Consider the following 19,010-nt stretch of genomic DNA (forward strand, 5'->3'; position numbering starts at 1 on the left):
GCCAATTACTTACCGGCAGCCTAGCCGCCACTAGCGATCAGGTTTCCGAAAAGTAGCTCTGCAGGGTCCGAACCTCAAGGTCCCCGCCCAGATAGGCGCGGATGCCCTGCGCGGCCGCCACGGCCCCGGAAAGAGTGGTGTAATACGGCACTTTATGCAAGAGGGCCGCGCGCCGCAGCGAACGGCTGTCGGCGAGGGCCTGCGGGCCTTCGGTGGTGTTGAGGACGAGCTGGACGTCGCCATTGGTGATGGCATCGACGATGTGCGGCCGTCCCTCAAGCACCTTGTTGACCTTCTCGGTCGGGATGCCCTGATCGGTCAGGAAGCGCGCCGTGCCCGATGTCGCCAGCACCTTGAAGCCGAGCGAATGCAATTCGCGAACGGCCTCGGCGATGCGCGTCTTGTCGCTCTCGCGAACTGAGACGAACACCGTGCCCTTGCGCGGCACCCGCGTGCCGCCGCCGAGCTGACTCTTGGCAAATGCCACCGCGAAGGAGCTGTCGATGCCCATGACCTCGCCGGTCGAGCGCATCTCGGGGCCGAGCACCGTGTCGACGCCGGGGAAGCGGGCGAACGGAAACACCGATTCCTTCACGCCGACATGCTTGAAGTCCGCCTTCTTCAGCTTGAAGTCGGCGAGCTTCTCGCCGGCCATGATGCGCGCCGCGATCTTGGCGACCGGCGTGCCGACCACCTTGGCGACGAAGGGCACCGTGCGCGAGGCGCGCGGGTTGACTTCGAGCACGTAGATCTCGCCGTCCTTGATCGCGTATTGCACATTCATCAGGCCGACGACGTCGAGGCCGAGCGCCAGCTCGCGCGTCTGCCGCTCCAGCTCCTCAATCATCCTGGCATCGAGCGAGTGCGGCGGCAGCGAGCAGGCGCTGTCGCCGGAATGGATGCCGGCTTCCTCGATGTGCTCCATGATGCCGACGATGAAGGTGTCCTTGCCGTCGCAGAGGCAGTCGACGTCGATCTCCGTCGCATCGGACAGATAGCGGTCGAACAGCAGCGGGTTCTTGCCGAGCACGGTGTTGATCTGCCCGGTCTTGTCGTTCGGGTAGCGCGCCTTGACGTCGGCCGGCACCAGCTCCGGCAGCGTGCCGAGCAGATAGTCGCTGAGCTGGTTCTCCTCGCGGATGATCTGCATCGCGCGGCCGCCGAGCACGTAGGACGGGCGCACCACCAGCGGCAGGCCGAGATCGGTTGCGACCAGGCGCGCCTGCTCGACCGAATAGGCGATGCCGTTCTTCGGCTGCTTCAGCCGGAGCTTGTCGAGCACGCGCTTGAAGCGGTCGCGGTCTTCGGCAAGGTCGATGGCGTCGGGCGAGGTGCCGAGGATCGGCACTTCGGCGGCTTCCAGCGCACGCGCCAGCTTCAGCGGGGTCTGGCCGCCGAACTGCACGATCACGCCGTGCAGCGTGCCGTTCGTGCGCTCCTTCGCGATGATCTCCAGCACGTCCTCGGCGGTGAGCGGCTCGAAATAGAGCCGGTCGGCGGTGTCGTAGTCGGTCGACACCGTCTCGGGGTTGCAGTTGACCATGATGGATTCATAGCCGGCGTCATGCAGCGCGAAGCAGGCGTGACAGCAGCAATAGTCGAACTCGATGCCCTGGCCGATGCGGTTCGGTCCGCCACCGAGGATGATGACCTTCTTCTTGTCAGACGGCGCGCTCTCGTCCGCCGGTGCGCCCGCGAACGGCGCCTCATAGGTCGAATACATATAGGCGGTGGGCGAGGCGAACTCGGCCGCGCAAGTGTCGATGCGCTTGTACATCGGGCGGACGTCGAGCGCGTGGCGCTTGGCTGTCACCTCGGCCTCCGTCGACGCCACCAGCACGGCAAGCCGCGCGTCCGAGAAGCCCATGGTCTTGAGCGAGCGCATGCCGAAGGCGTTGCCGGGCAGGCCGTTCTTGCGGACCTTCTCTTCCATGTCGACGATGCCGCGCATCTCGCTGAGGAACCACGGATCGATCTTGCAGGAGTTGAATATCTCCTCGTTGGTCCAGCCGAGCCGCATCGCCTGGGCGACCTGAAGGATACGGTTCGGCGTCGGCGTGCCGAGCGCGGCGCGGATCGCGTTCTTGTCGTCGTGTTGGCCCAGCCCCTCGATCTCGATCTCGTCGAGCCCGGTCAGGCCGGTCTCGAGTCCGCGCAGTGCCTTCTGCAGGCTCTCCTGGAAGGTACGGCCGATCGCCATCACTTCGCCGACCGACTTCATCGACGTGGTCAGCGTGGTCGATGCGCCGGGGAATTTCTCGAAGGCGAAGCGCGGAATCTTGGTGACGACGTAGTCGATGGTCGGCTCGAACGAGGCCGGCGTCGCGCCGCCGGTGATGTCGTTGGCGATCTCGTCCAGCGTGTAGCCGACCGCGAGCTTGGCGGCGACCTTGGCGATCGGGAAGCCGGTGGCCTTCGAGGCCAGTGCGGACGACCGCGACACGCGCGGGTTCATCTCGATCACGACCATGCGGCCGTCTTCGGGATTGACGCCGAACTGCACGTTGGAGCCGCCGGTCTCGACGCCGATCTCGCGCAACACCGCCAGCGAGGCGTCGCGCATGATCTGATATTCCTTGTCGGTCAGCGTCAGCGCCGGCGCGACCGTGATGGAGTCGCCCGTGTGCACGCCCATCGGATCGAGGTTCTCGATCGAGCAGACGATGATGCAATTGTCTTTCTTGTCGCGCACGACCTCCATCTCGTACTCTTTCCAGCCGAGCACGGATTCTTCGATCAGCACTTCGTTGGTGGGAGACGCATCCAGGCCGCGCTCGATGATGTCGAGGAACTCTTCCTTGTTGTAGGCGATGCCGCCGCCGGTGCCGCCCATCGTGAAGGAGGGACGGATGATCGCGGGCAGGCCGATCTCGGACAACGCCATCAGCGCCTGGCCGAGCGCATATTCCTGGTAGCGCTTGCGGCGGTCGCTTTCGCCGAGCACCCATTGCCGTTCGTGTTCCTCGAGGGCGGCACCCGACAGCTTCTCGCGTTCGGCCCGGTGCTTGTCGCGGAAGGACTTCTTCAACTCGGACGCGTTGGCGAGCCGCGACTTTGGCGTCTCAAGCCCGATCTTGGTCATGGCCTCGCGGAACAGCTGACGGTCTTCCGCCTTGTCGATCGCATCCGCGGTCGCGCCGATCATCTCGACGTCGAACTTCTCCAGCGTGCCCTGCCGGCGCAGCGACAGCGCGCAGTTCAGCGCGGTCTGTCCGCCCATGGTCGGCAGCAGCGCGAAGCCGCCGGGAATGACGTGACGTTCCTTCTCGATGATCTTGGCGACGATCTCGGGCGTGATCGGCTCGATATAGGTGGCGTCGGCCAATTCCGGGTCGGTCATGATGGTGGCCGGGTTGGAATTGACGAGGACGATGCGATAGCCCTCTTCCTTCAACGTCTTCACCGCTTGCGTGCCCGAATAGTCGAACTCGCAGGCCTGGCCGATCACGATGGGACCGGCGCCGATGATCAGGATGGTGGTGATGTCTGTACGTTTGGGCATCAACTCTCGCCGAAGTGGAATTTGGGCACAAAAAAAGGGCGCGCTTGCCGCGCGTCCCCTTGAGCCGAGAGCGCGGGGTCTCCCCTCGCGCGCGGGTGGGTCTTAGACCAGTTTTCGGGGCGGCGAAACCCCGAAAAACGCCCATCAACCGGCAATTTTGACGGGTTTTGGACGTGCCTGCCAGCCACGGGCGAGATGCACCAGCAGCGAGGCCGCAACGCTCGATCCGCCGATCCAGCCAAGGTCGGTCGGCGAGAGGGTGGCCAGCACCGCGCCACCCAGGGCCCCGCCGATGGCGAAGCCGAGATACATGGCGGAGGCGTTGAGCGAGAGTGCGATCATCGAGGCCTGCGGCTCGATCCGGATGATGCTGGCGATCTGAGCCGGATAGAACGCCCAGCCCGAGATGCCCCAGAGGAAGATCGCGCCCAGCACCGCATAATGCGCCTGTCCCGGCATCAACTTCAGGACCAGCGAATGCAGGATCAGGGCGCTCGCCATGCCGGCGAGCCCGAGACCTGCGGTGGCGAGCGTCCCAAGCCGGTCGGCCAGGACGCCGCCCAGCATGTTCCCGATGGCGGCGGCGCCGCCAAACACCAGCAGTGCGAGGCTGATCTGCGCGGCGTCGAAGCCGAGGCCGCGCAACGGGACTGCGAAATAGGTGAACACGGTGAAGCCGCCGAGCGCCCATAAGATGGTGATCAGAAGCGCGATCACGACATTGCTGTGACGCGCCACCGCCAGCCGTTCGCTGAGCGAGGCGGTGTTGCGCGGCAGGCCACGGGGCAGGCCAAGCAGCAGGCCGGCAAGCGCAACCGCGCCGATCAGCGCCACCATGGCAAAGGTCGCGCGCCAGCCGAGCAGGCTGCCGACGAGATTGCCGAGCGGGACGCCGATCACGGTCGCAACCGTGAGGCCCGAGGTGACCAGCGCCACCGCGCGGCCGCGCCGTTCGGGCGCGGCGACGGCCACCGATACGGCGAGCGCCGTCGGCATGCACAGTCCGGAGCCCAGCGCCATCAGCATGCGGGAGGCCAGCAGCAGGGCGTAGCTGGAAGCCAGCGTCGCGACGAGATTTCCGGCGATGAAGGTCGATAGCGCCAGGGCCAGCACGGTGCGCCGGTCGATATTGTTCAGTGTCACCGCCAGGATCGGCGAACCCACCGCATAGGTGAGGGCGTAGGCGGTGACCAATTGGCCGGCGGCCGGGACGGAAATCGAAAGATCGGCGGCGATCGACGGCAAAAGCCCTGCAATGACAAAGCCTTCGGTACCAATCGCGAAGGCCGCGAGAGCCAGCCAGAACACGCTCATTGGACAATATCCCATGTTCAACGTTTTTTGAACTATTGAACGCGATGGCTGAGAAGTCAATTGGTTCAAGAACTATTGAACATCGCGGCCAGTTTGCTATGATTCCGAACCATGAGCCGCACGCCTCTTCATCCCACCCGCGAGCAGATCGAGCTGCCGATGGTTCTGGATTGCCTGAGTGATCCGATCCGGTTGGCCATCGTCTATCAGCTCGCCCAGCAGGAACGTGTCAGCAGCGAGCTCTGCTGTGGCGACTTCAGCGGCCTCGCCGGCAAATCCAACCTCGCCTACCATTTCGCCAAGCTGCGCGAATGCGGCCTGATGCTGACGCGCGTGGCTGGCACCAACCGCTTCATGCGGCTCCGCCGCGAGGATCTGGACGTGCGCTTTCCGGGGCTGCTCGATGCTGTCCTCAGCTCCGCAGCCAAGGATGCCGACCGGCTACAGCTGCTGCCCGAGTGCGAGACGGTCGAAGTGGATTGAAGTTGAGCGGGTTGCGCGCAGACAGCTGAGATCCCGTCCGTCTTCGCTTTCGCTTCGCTACAGCTACGCCGGACACGCTACGCCCCTTCGGGCCTGGCGTGGCTGCGCCACGCGTAGCCCCGCAGGGGCGAAGCGTGGAGACCCGGCCTGGATTTGAACCAGGATGAAGAGCGTTGCACCGCCCTCGCGTAGACGCTTCCGCCACCGGGCCGCGACGATCTTTACCTATCGGCGTGTGACAAGCCACCTCGGGCAGTCATTATGCTTAACGAACCAGAGGCGGCCGCGCGATGAAGGTCATGCGCCAGCGATTATGGCCGATATTGGTGTGGGCGCGCTGGACAGCGAAGCCGGCCGCGGTCAGCTTGGCGACGATCTCGTCCTCGCCATAGCGCTGAAGCCCGATGCGCGTGCGCAGATGACGGTAATCTGACAGCGCGGTGCTGATCAGCCCGATCAGCGCGTCCTTCAGGAAGCCGTGACGCAGGCCGAGGCTGAGCAGCGCCATCACATCCCTGAACATGCCGACATTGGGCTGCAAGATATCTCCGAGCACGAGCTTGCCGGACGGGGTCAGCAATCGCCGCATGTTGACAAGCGCGGCATCGAGCTCCTCCGGCGTCATGTATTGCGCGACCGAGTTCATCACCGCGAGGTCGATCGACTGGTCCTGCATTTTGCGGACGTCGTCGAGTGAGCGGACGCGGATCTTGGTGTTCGGGGCAAATCGCGCGATCAGCCGGCCACGCACGCCGGGGGCGGGCTCGGCGAGAATCAGCTTGCCGCAGGCCGCGGCCACCTGGCTCGCCGACAACGCCTCGCCGCAGGCATAGTCGAGCACGGTCGCCTCGGGCGATGAGATGTAGCCGATGATGTCCCGCGCGATGATCTGGAAGTGCAAGTCGCGATGCAGCTTGCTGACATAGATCGTATGCGTGGAGTCGTAATAATCGATCCAATCGTCCATGGTATTTTGTAGGTCCCGGCCAAACGGTTCCTGTCAAGGAACCGGCGCTGCCCGCCTTGCGTTAGGGGTGCGACGGTGCGCCGTCAATGTCCGCGTCCTAACAGGAAGGTCTCCCGTGAGCAAAGCCCCCACCAAGGTCTCGCCCGATCTCGATACCCCCACCGATCTGTCGCCGGACGGGGTCAAGAAGGTCTCGGAGGCGCTCAACGTGCTTCTGGCCGATGCGTTCGCGCTCTATCTGAAGACCAAGAATTTCCACTGGCACATCAGCGGCCGGCATTTCCGCGACTATCATCTGCTGCTCGACGAGCAGTCCGACCAGATCTTCGCCACCACCGACCAGCTCGCCGAACGCGTCCGCAAGATCGGCGGCACCACGCTGAAGTCGATCGGCCAGGTCGCAAAGCTCCAGACCATCAAGGACAACAACGAGGACTACGTCCCGCCACGCGAGATGCTGCGCGAGCTGATGCAGGACAACAGGCACGTCGCCGCGGCGATGCGTAAGGCACACGAGGTCTGCGACGACGCCGGCGATGTCGCCAGCGCCAGCATCCTCGAAAACTTCATCGACGAGACCGAGCGCCGGACGTGGTTCCTGTTCGAGGCCACGCGCCAGGAAGGCGGCAACGAGGCGTAGGGAATTGCGTAGGGTGGGCAAAGGCGCGCTTCTTGCGCGCCGTGCCATTACATCAGTGGACGCATACTCCGCTGTCGTCCCGGACAAGCGCGCCTTAAGCGCGGGCCGATCCGGGACCATAACCACAGGAGTGGTTGTGGCGCGGGCTGGTCATCACGAGTCTTCGCCAAACTTGTTCTTGGGATTATGGACCCGGATCATCGCTCGCTCCGCTCGCCTGTCGGGGACGACGGCGGAATTGGGACCATAGGATAGGGCGGCCTGAGCGCCGTCATCGCGATCTGGCGTGGCGCTGCAGCCATGCCAGCAATTTGGCGAATTCAGGCGACATGGCGGTATCGGCCCCCGAGAGCACGGTGTGCTGACCGTCGTTCTCGATCGAGATCGCGTACGACATCAGGTCGCGTCCGCTATCGGTGCGCGGCGGCGCGGGGCGGGCGGCGACGGCGTCTGCCACGAGTTCGCCGAGCTCCTTCGCCTTGGCAGGATCGAGCACGGCCGAATCGACCACGAGCGGCGGGCGCTGGAGAAAAACTCCCGCGCCCTGTCCGCCGTGTTGAGCTAGGCTGATCTTCATGGCCGCATGTTATCTACGCTCGGCCTCCTGGTCACGGGATAACCGAGCTGCCGCTCCTAATGCGGCCGGCCCTGCTGCATGCCTTCCACCGTACGCGACAGCGCCGTGATCTGTGCGGTCAATTCGGCAATCTGCCGCGAGATGTCTGCCGCATCGTCGTGGCCATTCGTCGCCACGCGCCGCATCCGACCGATGGTCCCTCCCAGCGAACGGGCGCCGCTGATCGAGAGACCGACCTCCTTCCATGCGGCGGCCACCGCCTGCTGCTCAGTGCTGCCAAAAAGCTGCCCCGCCTTGAGATAGGTCGTGTCGGCGAACTCCTGGAATTCCGTCGTCGGGGTCGACGCCTGGAGCGCAGCATACCAGATATGCGCCGGCGCCTCCCAGGCAAATCCACCGATGCCGGTCGCGGTCAGGAAGAATGCCTTGTTGGGAATGCCGGAGTTGATGTGCACGCCGCCATTGTCGCCGTCATCCGTGTCGGGCAGGTTGACGTATTTCCGCATGTGGTCCGGCTGCGGGTCCTTGCCGAGCGTCGGATTGTTGAAGGCCTTGCCGGGGTCTTTCATCGATCGCAACGCGTCCGCGCCGATATCGGGCGTGAACACCTCGGCGCCGATCAGCCAGTCCGCCTGATTGGCTGTCTGCTTCAGCGTCCATTGCTTGACGAGCGAACCGAATACGTCGGAGACCGACTCGTTTAGGGCGCCCGATTGATTATGATAGACCAGTCCTGCAGTCATCTCGGTGACGCCATGCGTGAGTTCGTGAGCGATGACGTCGATCGACTTGGTGAAGTCGGTGAAGAGAACGCCATCTCCATCGCCAAACACCATCTGGGTGCCATCCCAGAATGCGTTGTTGAAGGCGTCACCGTAATGCACGAAGCCGTTGAGGCGCATCCCCCGTCCGTCGATCGAGTCGCGATCGAGGATCTGCTGGTAGAATTCTCGCGTATCGCCCAGGCCCTCGAACGCCCGATTCACGGTGTTGTCTTTCGACTTGGCGCCATCCTCGGTGCGGGCGACCGTCGCTGAACCGAGCTGGGTGGAGTTGCCGCAGTCCGATATCGTTCGCCGGCCGTGCGATGACGGGGCGGCTGCTGCCGCAAGGAGTCCGCGGACGGCGCGCTCGCCTCTCAGGCGCGACGTCGACAACAAGGTCCGCAAGGCGGCGTCGCGAATCCGGTTGTCACTGTTGTTGAGCAGCTTCTTGAGAATGTGGGGCGGGGTGATGCAGTTGATGCACTGGCAACGGCTGGAGAACATCATGATCGACTCCAACGGTGCGCGGGGAAAACAACATAGCAAAATGAAGAAATACAACCTTCGCGACTATGTGCCGGAGGTCGACGGAGTCAAGGCGCAGCGATGTCGCGATCGCGCGAAGATGATCACGCTTAACCGTGCAAGAAGGTCAGCGCCGTTTCCACAATCTGACAAGAGGACCATCCTTGCCTCTCACCGGATCGGACTCCGGTACCTTCACGGTCGGAATTGTCCTCAGCGCCTTCGTGTGATTCTCCAGCGTCGGCCGCGTGATCTCCATCTTCGATCCCGGCGGATAGGCGCCGATGATGCAGAAATCGTCGCTCGCGCTGATGCACTGATGCCCCGTGCCGGCCGGCAGGATCGCGACGTCGCCCGCCTTGATCTCCAGCTCCTGGCCATGATCGCCGCCGAAGCGCACGCGGGCACTTCCGCGCGCGACGCCGAGCACCTCATGCACCGTCGCGTGATAGTGCAGATAGTCGTAGACGCCGTTGCGCCACGTGCCGCCCCAGCTATTCGCTTCGAACAGGTTTTCGATGGTCGCCTCGGGACGCCTGGAATCGAGCTTCACCGCACCCTGATAGACCAGGAAGGGCAGGATGTTGTTCGGCACGAGCCCGTCATCTTCGAACACGATGGCGAGTGGCTCGGCATTGTCGCTGACAACGGACATGGCAGGGCTCCTGCGTGAGCGTAGCAGGAATCAACGAGGGGCGTGAAACGACGTTCCTCGCGTCCGGGCGAACCGCGGCGGCGAGCCCGGGATGACAAGAGCCCGGGTCAAGGCCCGGGCTCGGTGTCGTCAAGGCAATTGCAGGAGAGCCAGCGTTACGCGCTCTTCTTCTGCCGCATCAGATCCGCGAAGCGCTGGAACAGATAGTGCGAGTCGCGCGGGCCCGGCGAGGCCTCGGGGTGGTACTGCACCGAGAACACCGGCTTGCCGTCGAGCTGGATGCCGCAATTGGATCCGTCGAACAGCGAGATGTGGGTCTGCGTCGCGCCCTTCGGCAGTGTCGCCTCGTCCACCGCAAAACCGTGGTTCATCGAGGTGATCTCGACCTTGCCGGTGGTCTCGTCTTTCACGGGATGATTGGCGCCGTGATGGCCCTGATGCATCTTCTTGGTCTTGGCGCCGACGGCGAGGCCGAGCATCTGGTGACCGAGGCAGATGCCGAACGTCGGTGTGCCCGACTTGATCACGTCCCGGATCACCGGCACCGCGTATTTACCCGTCGCGGCCGGATCGCCGGGGCCGTTGGACAGGAACACGCCGTCCGGCTTCATCGCCAGAATGTCTTCCGAAGAGGTCGTCGCCGGCACCACCGTCACCTTGCAGCCGACGCCGGCGAGCAGGCGCAGGATGTTGCGCTTGATGCCGTAGTCGATGGCGACGACGTTGAACTGCGGGTTTTCCTGGCGGCCAAAACCCTTGTCCCACAGCCAGGGCGTCTCGTCCCAGGTGAAGCGCTGGCCCGAGGTGACCATCGGCACGAGGTCCATGCCCTCGAGGCCAGGCCATTCGCGCGCTTCTTCCTTCAGGCCATGCAGATCGAACTCGCCGTTCCTGGCGTGCGCGATCACGGCATTGGGCATGCCCTTGCTGCGGATCAGCGCGGTCAGTGCGCGGGTGTCGATGCCGGACAGGCCGATGATGCCGCGGGCCTTCAGCCAGGCGTCGAGATGCTTGGTGGCGCGGTAGTTCGAGGGATCGGTGATCGCGGTGCGCAGGATCACGCCGCGCGCGCCGGGCGTCGCGGCCATGTTCACCGTCTCGATGTCTTCCTCGTTGGTACCGACATTGCCGATATGCGGGAAGGTGAAGGTGATGAGCTGGCCGGCATAGGAGGGATCGGTGAGGATCTCCTCATAGCCGGTCATCGCGGTGTTGAAGCAGACCTCACCGACGGCATGGCCTTCGGCGCCGAGACCGAAGCCTTCGAGCACCGTGCCATCGGCGAGCACGAGGAGCGCGGTCGGTTTGTGGTCCGGCCAGGCGGTATCGCTGTCATGTTGTGTCATGAGCCCGGTTCATAGTCCGGGCCGTCGCCGCCGTCAAAGCGGACCAGCGCCGATTCACATGCGTTTTTGCATATTTGACAGGCCTCCTCAGGCACTTAAGCTTGGCAGAATAATTTCCGCCAATTTCCCGGGCTCGCGAGGCAATAATGGATCAGACCACCCCGCTTCTGCTGGTTCCGGGGTTGGCCTCCTCGGCCCGGATCTACGCCCCGGTGGTCCCCGCACTCTGGCGGTTCGGCCCGGTGATGATTGCCAACCATATCCGCGACGACAGCATGGCGGCGATCGCCCGGCGCGTGCTGAGCGAGGCCCCGCCGCGCTTCGCGCTCGCCGGCCACTCCATGGGCGGCTACATCGCGCTCGAGATCATGCGCCAGGCGCCCCAGCGGGTTTTGAAGCTCGCGCTGATCAACACCCAGGCCGGGCCCGATACACCGGAAGCGACCGCGCGCCGCCGCGGCCTGATGGAACGGGCCAGGCGCGGCGAGCTGAGCGCGACGCGCGAGGAGATTTTTCCCGAGCTGGTGCATCCCTCTCGCCGCGACGACCTCGGCATTCGGAAGCTCGTGCACGAGCAGGGTGAGGACGTCGGCGTCGAAGGCTATCTGCGACAGCAGACCGCGATCATCACGCGGGTGGATTCACGGCCGACGCTGGCGACGATCAAATGCCCGACGCTGGTGCTGACGGGCGATCAGGACAACACGATTCCGAACGCGTTCTCCAAGGAGATGGCGGAGGGCATAGCGGGCGCTAGACTGGTGATCCTCGAGCGTTGCGGGCATCTGCCGCAGCCGGAGCAGCCCGAGGCGGCGACGCGGGCGCTGGTCGAATGGCTGGAGGCCCCGGTTGTCTCAGGGCCGCGAACGGCCTAGATCAGGCGTCGGATATTCGAAGGGATCACGATCATGCTGCGCGACGACATCAACAACGCGGTCAAGGAGGCCATGAAGGCCAAGGACGAGCGCAAGCTGTCCACTCTGCGCATGGTCAACTCGACCATCAAGAACGCCGACATCGAGGCGCGCGGCAACGGCAAGCCGCCGCTGTCGGACGCCGATCTGCTCGGCGTGTTTCAGAAGATGATCAAGCAGCGCCAGGAGTCGGTCGAGCTCTACGACAAGGGCGGCCGTGCCGAGCTCGCCGCCCAGGAGCGCGAAGAGATCGCGGTGATCTCGGCCTATCTGCCGAAGCAGATGTCGGACGACGAGGTCAAGAAGGCGATCGCGGATGCCATCGCCGAGACCGGCGCTGCCGGCATGAAGGACATGGGCAAGGTGATCGCGGTGTTGCGCGCGAAGTACGCCGGTCAGATGGATTTCGGCAAGGCCAGCGGCCTGGTGAAGGCCGCGCTGACGGGCTGAGCTCTTACCCTCCCCTGGAGGGGGAGGATCGATCGCGCGAAGCGCGAGCGGGGTGGGGTGATCTCTCCACTCGGGCAGCGCGTCGGTGGACAGACTGTCACCCCACCTCGGTTCGCATGCCGCTTCGCTCTATGCGAACCGATCCTCCCCCTCCAGGGGAGGAGGGGCACCTTTGTCGCCGCGGCAATCCGGCCTAGTCTCTCCGCCAGAAAAGATCGGAGGCAACCGATGACCGGCGCCATCAAACCGTTTCGCATCGCCATCAGCGACGACATTCTCACCGACCTCAAATCGCGCCTCGCCCGCACGCGCTGGCCGGATGCGGAGCTGGTCGACGACTGGAGCCAGGGCGCGCCGCTGAAATGGATCCAGGAGATCTGCGCCTACTGGGCGAACAATTATGACTGGCGGGCGCGCGAGGCAAAACTGAACCGCTTCGAGCAATTCACCACCGAGATCGACGGGCTCGACATCCACTTCTTGCATGCGCGCTCGAAGGAGCCGTCGGCGCTGCCGCTGATCATCACCCATGGTTGGCCCGGCTCCATCGTGGAATTCCAGAAGGCGATCGCGCCGCTGGTCGATCCTGCCGCGCATGGCGGTAATCCTGCGGATGCGTTTCATGTGGTGTGTCCGTCGCTGCCGGGCTTTGGCTTCTCCGCCAAGCCAAAGACCACCGGCTGGAGCGTCGACCGCATCGCCGCAACCTGGGCGAAGTTGATGGATCGGCTCGGTTACGCGCGTTACGGCCCGCAGGGTGGCGACTGGGGCTCGGCGGTGACGACATCGCTGGGCGCGCAGGACGCCGAGCACTGCGCCGGCATCCACATCACGCTCGCCTTCAACGCGGCGCCGAAGGTCGAGGGCGAGCCGACGGCGGAAGAGAAGCGCGCGCTCGCCGGCCTCAAGCATTATGTCGATCTCGATTCCGGCTATTCCAGGCAGCAATCGACCCGGCCGCAGACGCTCGGCTATGGTCTGACGGATTCACCGAGCGGGCAGGCGGCCTGGATACTGGAAAAATTCTGGGCCTGGACCGATTGCGACGGCCATCCCGAAAACATTTTCGACAAGGACGAGCTGCTCGACAACGTCATGCTCTATTGGGCAACGGAGACGGCGACCTCCTCCGCACGGCTCTATTGGGAGAGTTTTGGCAGGCGCCGAACGACCCCGATCGTGAAGGTGCCGACCGGCGTCGCCGTGTTCCCCAAGGAGATCATCACGCCGGTCAGGCGCTGGATGGAGCCGAACTTTCCTAACATCACGCACTGGAGCGAGATGGAGAAGGGCGGGCATTTCGCCGCATTCGAGCAGCCGGAGCTGTATGTTGGCGACGTCAGGAAATTCTTTCGGACGCTGCGCCGTTAGGGGATGCCTCCGCATCGTCATGCCCGGGCTTGTCCCGGGCATCCACGCGCTTAAAGTGGTTGCCAAGCAAGAAGAACGTGGATGGCCGGGACGAGCCCGGCCATGACGCCGAGAGTACGGGAAACGATCCAAGCCCATGCTGACCGAAGCCGCAACCTACGAAGAGCTCTATCGCAACTTCCGCTGGGACGTCCCGGCGCGCTTCAACATGGCGGAGGCGTGCTGCGACCGCCATGCCGACGGCACGGGCCGCCTCGCGCTGCTCTATGTCGACGAGAACGGCGCAACCACGCGCACCTCGTTCGACGAGGTCGCGGAGATGTCGCGCCGCTTCGCCAATGTGCTGAAGGCCGACGGGCTTGTGCGCGGCGACCGCGTCGCGGTGTTCCTGTCGCAGTCGCTGGAGCTGCCGATCGCGCATATGGCCGCGTTCCGCTCCGGGCTGATCTCGATCCCGCTGTTCGCGCTGTTCGGCGAGGACGCGCTGGAATTCCGCCTGTCGAATTCGCAAGCAAGAGCCATCATCACTGATGAGGCGGGCTGGGAGAAGCTCACGAGGGTCCGCGATCGGCTGCCCTATCTGCAGGACATCTATGTCGCGAGCGGCGCCGTCCACGCCGGCGCAAAACCGTTCTGGTCGGCGATCGAAACCGCGTCCGAGGACTTTGCGACCGTCGATACCTCCGCCGATGACCCCGCCCTGATCATCTACACGTCAGGCACGACGGGCAATCCGAAGGGCGCGCTGCATGCGCATCGCGTCGTGCTCGGCCATTTGCCGAATGTCGAGATGTGCCACAACTTCCTGCCGCGCCCCGGCGATCTGATGTGGACGCCGGCGGACTGGGCGTGGATCGGCGGCCTCGTCAACGGCCTGTTCGCGTTCTGGTATCACGGCATCCCGCTGGTGGGACACCGCGCGCGAAAGTTCGAGCCGCAGGCGGCAATGCAGATGATGGCCGACCTCGGTGTCCGCAACGTCTTCCTGCCGCCGACCGCGCTGAAGCTGATGCGGCAGGCCGGCGTGAAGCATCCGGGCGTCAAGCTGCGCAGCATTTTCACCGGCGGTGAATCGCTCGGCGGCGAGCTGCTCGGCTGGGTGCGCGAGACGTTCGGCATCGATGCGCACGAGGTGTTCGGCCAGACCGAGTGCAACCTCGTGATCGGTAGCAACTCGAACCTGTTTCCGATCCGCCCGGGTTCGATGGGCAAGGCGACGCCAGGCTTCGACGTCCGCATCGTCAACGACAAGGGCGAGGAACTGCCGACGGGGCAGCGCGGCATCATCGGCGTGCGCCAGCCGTGTCCGTGCACGATGCTCGAATACTGGCGCGATCCGGACGCGACGGCGAAGAAATATGCCGGCGAATTCCTGCTGACCGGCGATCTCGGTACCCGGGATGAGGACGGCTATTTCTGGTATGTCAGCCGCGAGGACGACGTCATCACCACCGCTGGCTATCGCGTCGGCCCGTCCGAGATCGAGCACACGCTGATGAAGCATCCGTCGGTGGCGATGGCGGCGGTGGTCGGCATCCCCGATCCGATCCGCACCGAATCGATCAAGGCCTGGATCGTGCTGCGTCCCGGCTTCGCGGCAAGCGACACGCTCGCGCGCGAGATCCAGGAATTCGTGAAGGTGCAACTCGCCGCCCACGAATATCCGCGCTTCGTCGCGTTCGCGGAGACACTGCCGATGACGGCCACGGGCAAGGTGCTGCGGCGCGAGCTGCGGGCACGAGGTTAGGCTCTTTCAGACAATGGCAAAGACGTCTCAAGCTGCGGGGCTTCACCGCGCCTCACTTCCGAAGCTGCACGATCTCGATGCGGCGCTGGAGCTCATGTATTACGGCTGGCGCGGGATGACGCTGGAGGCCGACGAATATCTTGCGAAGCAGGGCCTGTCGCGTCCACACCACCGCATCCTCTACGTGGTGGCGCGCCGTCCCGATATCGCGATCGGCGCGCTGATCGAGATCCTCGGCATCTCCAAGCAGGCCCTGAACCGGCCGCTCAATTTGCTGCTGGAGCGCAAGCTGCTGACGTCGAAGCGAGCGCCCGAGCAGCACCGCTCCAAACTGTTGCGCCTGACGGAGGCCGGGCGACGCATCGAGCAAAAAGCATCGGACCACGAACGCAAGGTCCTACGCGAAGCGTTCGATCGTGCCGGGGTGCCGGGTGCGACGGCATGGATGGCCGTCATGGGGGCGATCGCCGACAACAACTGACGATTCTTCAAGTCAATATAGTTGACATGAAGCGCGAGCTTTGCCACTTTCCCGGCAACGAGCCAGGGGAGGGCTCCGCCATGAGCGGACGGAGAATGGATCGCGCGGCCGCCGAGCGCTTTATCGCGGCATGGTGTGCGAGCTGGTGCCGGGTCGATATCGACGCGGTCGTCGCGCATTTTGCGGAAGATGCGCAGATGCGCAGCCCTCTGGCTCTGTCACTGACCGGTTCTCCGGTCGTCACCGGCGCCGAGAACATCCGCGCTTATTGGCGCGAGGCTTATGGCCATATCGAAAGCGCCGACTTGAAGATCCTGAACTGGAGCTGGGACGAGGCGATCGCGCGCCTGACGGTGTGGTGGCAGCTCGGCGAGACGCGCGCCAGCGAGTTCATGGATTTCGACGATGCGGGCCGTGTGGTGCGCAGCGAAGCCTTCTACGGAAAATGATCATGCGCCTTTCGGATTTCGTCCTGCTCCTCAACACGCTCTGGTTCGGCGGCGCCTTCATCCAGTTCAGCATCGCCCAGGGCAACACGCTGAAGATACTCTTGCCGCGCGAAGAGCGCGGCAATCCGATCGCGCCGACGCTTGCCGCCAGCGTGGCGTTCCTGGGCGGGATGAATCTGCCGATCGGGCTTTTGTCGTTGTATCTTCTGGCCGCTCGTCCGGCTTTCTTCCAGCCGATCGAGGCGCAGCTCGCGCTATTCCTGTTCTTTGCCGCCTGCCACTTCAGCCAATTCGCCTATAACCTTCCGGTCCTGATGCGCGGAGGGCGCGTCGGAGTGGCCTACTGGCCCGTGCTGAAAGGTCCGATGCTCAGGATCTTCGTCATCGACGCGGCTCTCTTCGCGGCCAATCTCGGCGTGGCGCTTCGGCTGGCGTTCTCTTCCTGATTTCAGCGCGGCGGCGCCGACAGGGCGGATCGCAGCATCGCGGCAAGATCCTTCCGCCGGAACGGTTTTGTCAGGATGCGGGCGTCGCCGACCCCGTCGGGCGTCTTGACGGGATTTTGGGTGTAGCCCGAGGTGAAGAGCACCTTGAGCCCGGGCCGCAAGCCGGTCGCTTGCCTGGCAAGCTCCGGCCCGAACATGCCGCCGGGCATCACGACGTCGGTGAGCAGCAGGTCGATGTCGCCGGGGCGGCGCAACAATTCGAGAGCCGCGGGACCGTTCGACGCCGCGATGACGCGATAGCCGAGCGTCTTCAGCTCGCTCTCGACATAGGCCCGAACCATGTCGTCGTCCTCGACGACAAGAATGGTCTCGCTTCCGTCGGGGGTGACGATCCGTTCCGCGGGTGACGGATGCTCGTTCGGTTGCGTCGCAAGGCGGGGAAAGAACAGCCTGACGACGCTGCCTCGTCCCGGTTCGGACTGCATCTGCACGACGCCGCCCGATTGCCGCACAAAGCCGTAGACCATGCTCAGGCCGAGCCCGGTGCCCTTGCCGACCTCCTTGGTGGTGAAGAACGGCTCGAACGCCCGGCTCGCCACCTCGGCAGTCATGCCGCTGCCGGTGTCGGTCACGGCCACCATGACGTAGTCGCCCGGCCGCGGCTCGCCGTTGACGTCGAGGTCGGATTCACCGAGCGAGGTGTTGCGCACCTCGATCGTCAGCTTGCCGCCGAGCGGCATGACGTCGCGTGCGTTGAGCACGAGATTGAGCAGCGCCGTTGTCAGCTGGCCGGGATCGACGCTGGTCAGCCACACATCCGGCTCGAGCGCGAAGGTGCATTCGATGTGCTCGCCCAGGGGCCGGCGCAACAACTGCTCCATCTCGCCAATCTTCGCGGCGATGTCGATGTCTCGCGGCCTCAGGGGCTGCTTGCGCGCGAAGGCGAGCAGGCTCCGCGTCAGGTCGGAGCCGCGCTCGGCGGCGGTCGCGATGTCGTTGGCGATCCGGTGCAGTTCCTGGTTGCCGGCCAGCCTGTCGGCAAGATGCTCGGAGTTGCCGAGAATGACGGTCAAGAGGTTGTTGAAATCGTGCGCTACGCCACCGGTGAGCTGGCCCATGGCTTCCATCTTCTGGGATTGGCTGAGCTTGTGGCTGAGGTCGGCGATGGCGGCGCGTTGCTGCTCGAGCGACTCGGCGGTGCCGTTGAGCAGGGTCATCAATCCGCCCAGCTCCCCGCCCGGGTGGGGAGGCGGAATTCGCGCGCTGAGATCTCCGAGCCCAAGTTTCTTCGCCATGGTGGCGAGGCGTCCGACCTGGCGCCCGACGCTCACGGTCGCAAGGATCCAGACGGCCGCGAGCAGCAGCAGCGAGGCCACCGCGAGTATCGCCACATCCTCGTAGAGCCGGCGATTCGCCGCCGCGACCAGTCCATCCTTGGACCGTCCGACCATGATGTAGAGGCCGGCATCGCGGGTCGAAGGCGAGCGGGCGGCGACAGCCCAGACATGCGTCCGGCCGTCGCGATCGGTCACCTCCTGATACGCCTTCCGGTCGGGCGTTGCGGCGAAGCGGAGCAGGTCGGATCCCGCGATCGACGTGCCGACCGGCTCGGTCCAGCCTCCGCGGGAGGGGGCGACCAGAACCGTTCCCTTGCTGTCGAGGAGCAGGATCTCCTTCTGGCCGAGCAGCCGCTTGTCGTGAAACTCCGCGAATTTGCGCAGGTTGAAGGAGGCGAGCAGGACCAGCTTCAGGGCGCCCGTCTCCGATCGCACCGGATAGGCGATCTGGAGCACCGATAGTCCGGTCAGCCGGCCGAATACCGGCTCGAGCGCGATGTCGCGCGACGCCAGGGCCTGCTTGAAATAGGCGCGATCCCGGAGGTCGAGGGTGCGGTTGGTCCGCAGCGAATCGCAGAACAGGCTACCGTCGGGATCGATGGTCAATATCCCGGTGAACTGTGGGTATTCCTCGCGCACTTCCGACAGGAACGCCGAGCACGCCGCCTTGTCGCGCGTGTCGAGGTCACGTGCACGGGCGAGACCATAGTGAAGCTGGGTGGTGCCCTGGATCTTCTCGTCCAGGTCGCTTGCAATGTCGTCGGCTGTCGCGGTCAGATTGGCCAGGGCTGCGTCGATTTCGCTGCTGCGATTTTGCACGAAACGTAAGCCGACGAGGATGGCCGGCACCAGCATGGCCGCAATGACGAGTATCAGTAGCCGGGTACGCAAGCTCATCGGTCGGGCGGTCCAATTTTGGTCGTCGCGCGTGCTGGTTCGAAGATGCAATCTGCGGCACCACCCTCCGCTCAGTCCATAGGCATCGCGCCGAAAAGGCCCCCGCGGGGAAAATTTCCGCCGCGCACATCACGGATGAGCCCCC

17 protein-coding genes and 1 tRNA gene are annotated in these 19,010 nt (G+C 64.6%); 9 read left to right on the plus strand and 9 right to left on the minus strand.

Annotated features, from left to right (window positions below; all coding sequences use genetic code 11):
- Positions 1-37: 37 nt before the first annotated feature.
- Together carB and AC5ZFO_RS17655 are read right to left on the minus strand one after the other, a co-directional pair.
- Entirely contained in the window at positions 38-3,502 is a 3,465-nt protein-coding gene (carB, locus tag AC5ZFO_RS17650; protein ID WP_496122268.1) for a carbamoyl-phosphate synthase large subunit, read from the minus strand.
- A gap of 144 nt (positions 3,503-3,646) precedes the next feature.
- On the minus strand, positions 3,647-4,816 hold the full coding sequence (locus tag AC5ZFO_RS17655) for an MFS transporter (RefSeq protein WP_282523234.1): 1,170 nt from the start codon (positions 4,814-4,816) through the stop codon (positions 3,647-3,649).
- A 111-nt stretch (positions 4,817-4,927) separates the two neighbouring features.
- On the opposite strand from AC5ZFO_RS17655, the gene AC5ZFO_RS17660 reads away from it, so the two are divergent.
- A complete protein-coding gene (locus AC5ZFO_RS17660) occupies positions 4,928-5,299 on the plus strand; it encodes an ArsR/SmtB family transcription factor (RefSeq protein WP_282523235.1) in 372 nt (123 codons plus the stop codon).
- Between the two features lie 135 nt (positions 5,300-5,434).
- Here AC5ZFO_RS17660 and AC5ZFO_RS17665 read toward each other — a convergent pair.
- Positions 5,435-5,510: transfer RNA gene (locus AC5ZFO_RS17665), tRNA-OTHER, on the minus strand.
- Positions 5,511-5,564: 54 nt separating this feature from the next.
- The gene (locus AC5ZFO_RS17670; protein ID WP_496122269.1) at positions 5,565-6,266 is read right to left on the minus strand and encodes a class I SAM-dependent methyltransferase; all 702 of its coding nucleotides are present in this window, start codon (positions 6,264-6,266) and stop codon (positions 5,565-5,567) included.
- Positions 6,267-6,381: 115 nt separating this feature from the next.
- Here AC5ZFO_RS17670 and AC5ZFO_RS17675 point away from each other — a divergent pair, with 115 nt between their 5' ends.
- Positions 6,382-6,906, plus strand: coding sequence for a Dps family protein (locus AC5ZFO_RS17675; RefSeq protein ID WP_496122270.1), 525 nt, complete (start codon positions 6,382-6,384; stop codon positions 6,904-6,906).
- A gap of 271 nt (positions 6,907-7,177) precedes the next feature.
- Here AC5ZFO_RS17675 and AC5ZFO_RS17680 read toward each other — a convergent pair whose 3' ends face one another.
- From AC5ZFO_RS17680 to carA, 4 genes are all read right to left on the minus strand, one after another.
- On the minus strand, positions 7,178-7,483 hold the full coding sequence (locus AC5ZFO_RS17680; RefSeq protein ID WP_282523237.1) for a protealysin inhibitor emfourin: 306 nt from the start codon (positions 7,481-7,483) through the stop codon (positions 7,178-7,180).
- Positions 7,484-7,539: 56 nt separating this feature from the next.
- A complete protein-coding gene (locus AC5ZFO_RS17685; protein ID WP_282523238.1) occupies positions 7,540-8,754 on the minus strand; it encodes a M4 family metallopeptidase in 1,215 nt (404 codons plus the stop codon).
- A gap of 145 nt (positions 8,755-8,899) precedes the next feature.
- Positions 8,900-9,427, minus strand: coding sequence for a cupin domain-containing protein (locus AC5ZFO_RS17690; RefSeq protein WP_496122271.1), 528 nt, complete (start codon positions 9,425-9,427; stop codon positions 8,900-8,902).
- A gap of 155 nt (positions 9,428-9,582) precedes the next feature.
- Positions 9,583-10,773 (minus strand): glutamine-hydrolyzing carbamoyl-phosphate synthase small subunit, encoded by a 1,191-nt coding sequence (carA, locus tag AC5ZFO_RS17695; protein WP_282523240.1) that lies wholly within the window; start codon positions 10,771-10,773, stop codon positions 9,583-9,585.
- Between the two features lie 146 nt (positions 10,774-10,919).
- On the opposite strand from carA, the gene AC5ZFO_RS17700 reads away from it, so the two are divergent.
- From AC5ZFO_RS17700 to AC5ZFO_RS17730, 7 genes are all read left to right on the plus strand, one after another.
- On the plus strand, positions 10,920-11,648 hold the full coding sequence (locus tag AC5ZFO_RS17700; RefSeq protein ID WP_282523241.1) for an alpha/beta fold hydrolase: 729 nt from the start codon (positions 10,920-10,922) through the stop codon (positions 11,646-11,648).
- A 33-nt stretch (positions 11,649-11,681) separates the two neighbouring features.
- Entirely contained in the window at positions 11,682-12,137 is a 456-nt protein-coding gene (locus AC5ZFO_RS17705; protein WP_028150679.1) for a GatB/YqeY domain-containing protein, read from the plus strand.
- Positions 12,138-12,365: 228 nt separating this feature from the next.
- Complete coding sequence (locus AC5ZFO_RS17710; protein ID WP_496122272.1) at positions 12,366-13,508, plus strand: epoxide hydrolase family protein; 1,143 nt, start codon at positions 12,366-12,368, stop codon at positions 13,506-13,508.
- Positions 13,509-13,644: 136 nt separating this feature from the next.
- The gene (locus tag AC5ZFO_RS17715; protein WP_282523243.1) at positions 13,645-15,255 is read left to right on the plus strand and encodes an acyl-CoA synthetase; all 1,611 of its coding nucleotides are present in this window, start codon (positions 13,645-13,647) and stop codon (positions 15,253-15,255) included.
- Between the two features lie 13 nt (positions 15,256-15,268).
- Positions 15,269-15,736 carry a MarR family transcriptional regulator gene (locus AC5ZFO_RS17720; protein WP_282523244.1) on the plus strand — a complete coding sequence of 156 codons (468 nt, stop codon included), beginning with the start codon at positions 15,269-15,271 and terminating at the stop codon, positions 15,734-15,736.
- An 80-nt stretch (positions 15,737-15,816) separates the two neighbouring features.
- A complete protein-coding gene (locus AC5ZFO_RS17725) occupies positions 15,817-16,185 on the plus strand; it encodes a YybH family protein (protein WP_496122273.1) in 369 nt (122 codons plus the stop codon).
- A gap of 2 nt (positions 16,186-16,187) precedes the next feature.
- The gene (locus tag AC5ZFO_RS17730) at positions 16,188-16,631 is read left to right on the plus strand and encodes a hypothetical protein (RefSeq protein ID WP_282523246.1); all 444 of its coding nucleotides are present in this window, start codon (positions 16,188-16,190) and stop codon (positions 16,629-16,631) included.
- 2 nt (positions 16,632-16,633) lie between these two features.
- Here AC5ZFO_RS17730 and AC5ZFO_RS17735 read toward each other — a convergent pair whose 3' ends face one another.
- Positions 16,634-18,865 (minus strand): ATP-binding protein, encoded by a 2,232-nt coding sequence (locus tag AC5ZFO_RS17735; RefSeq protein ID WP_496122274.1) that lies wholly within the window; start codon positions 18,863-18,865, stop codon positions 16,634-16,636.
- Between the last annotated feature and the right edge of the window lie 145 nt (positions 18,866-19,010).

Source organism: Bradyrhizobium sp. Unk1 (genome assembly GCF_059512345.1).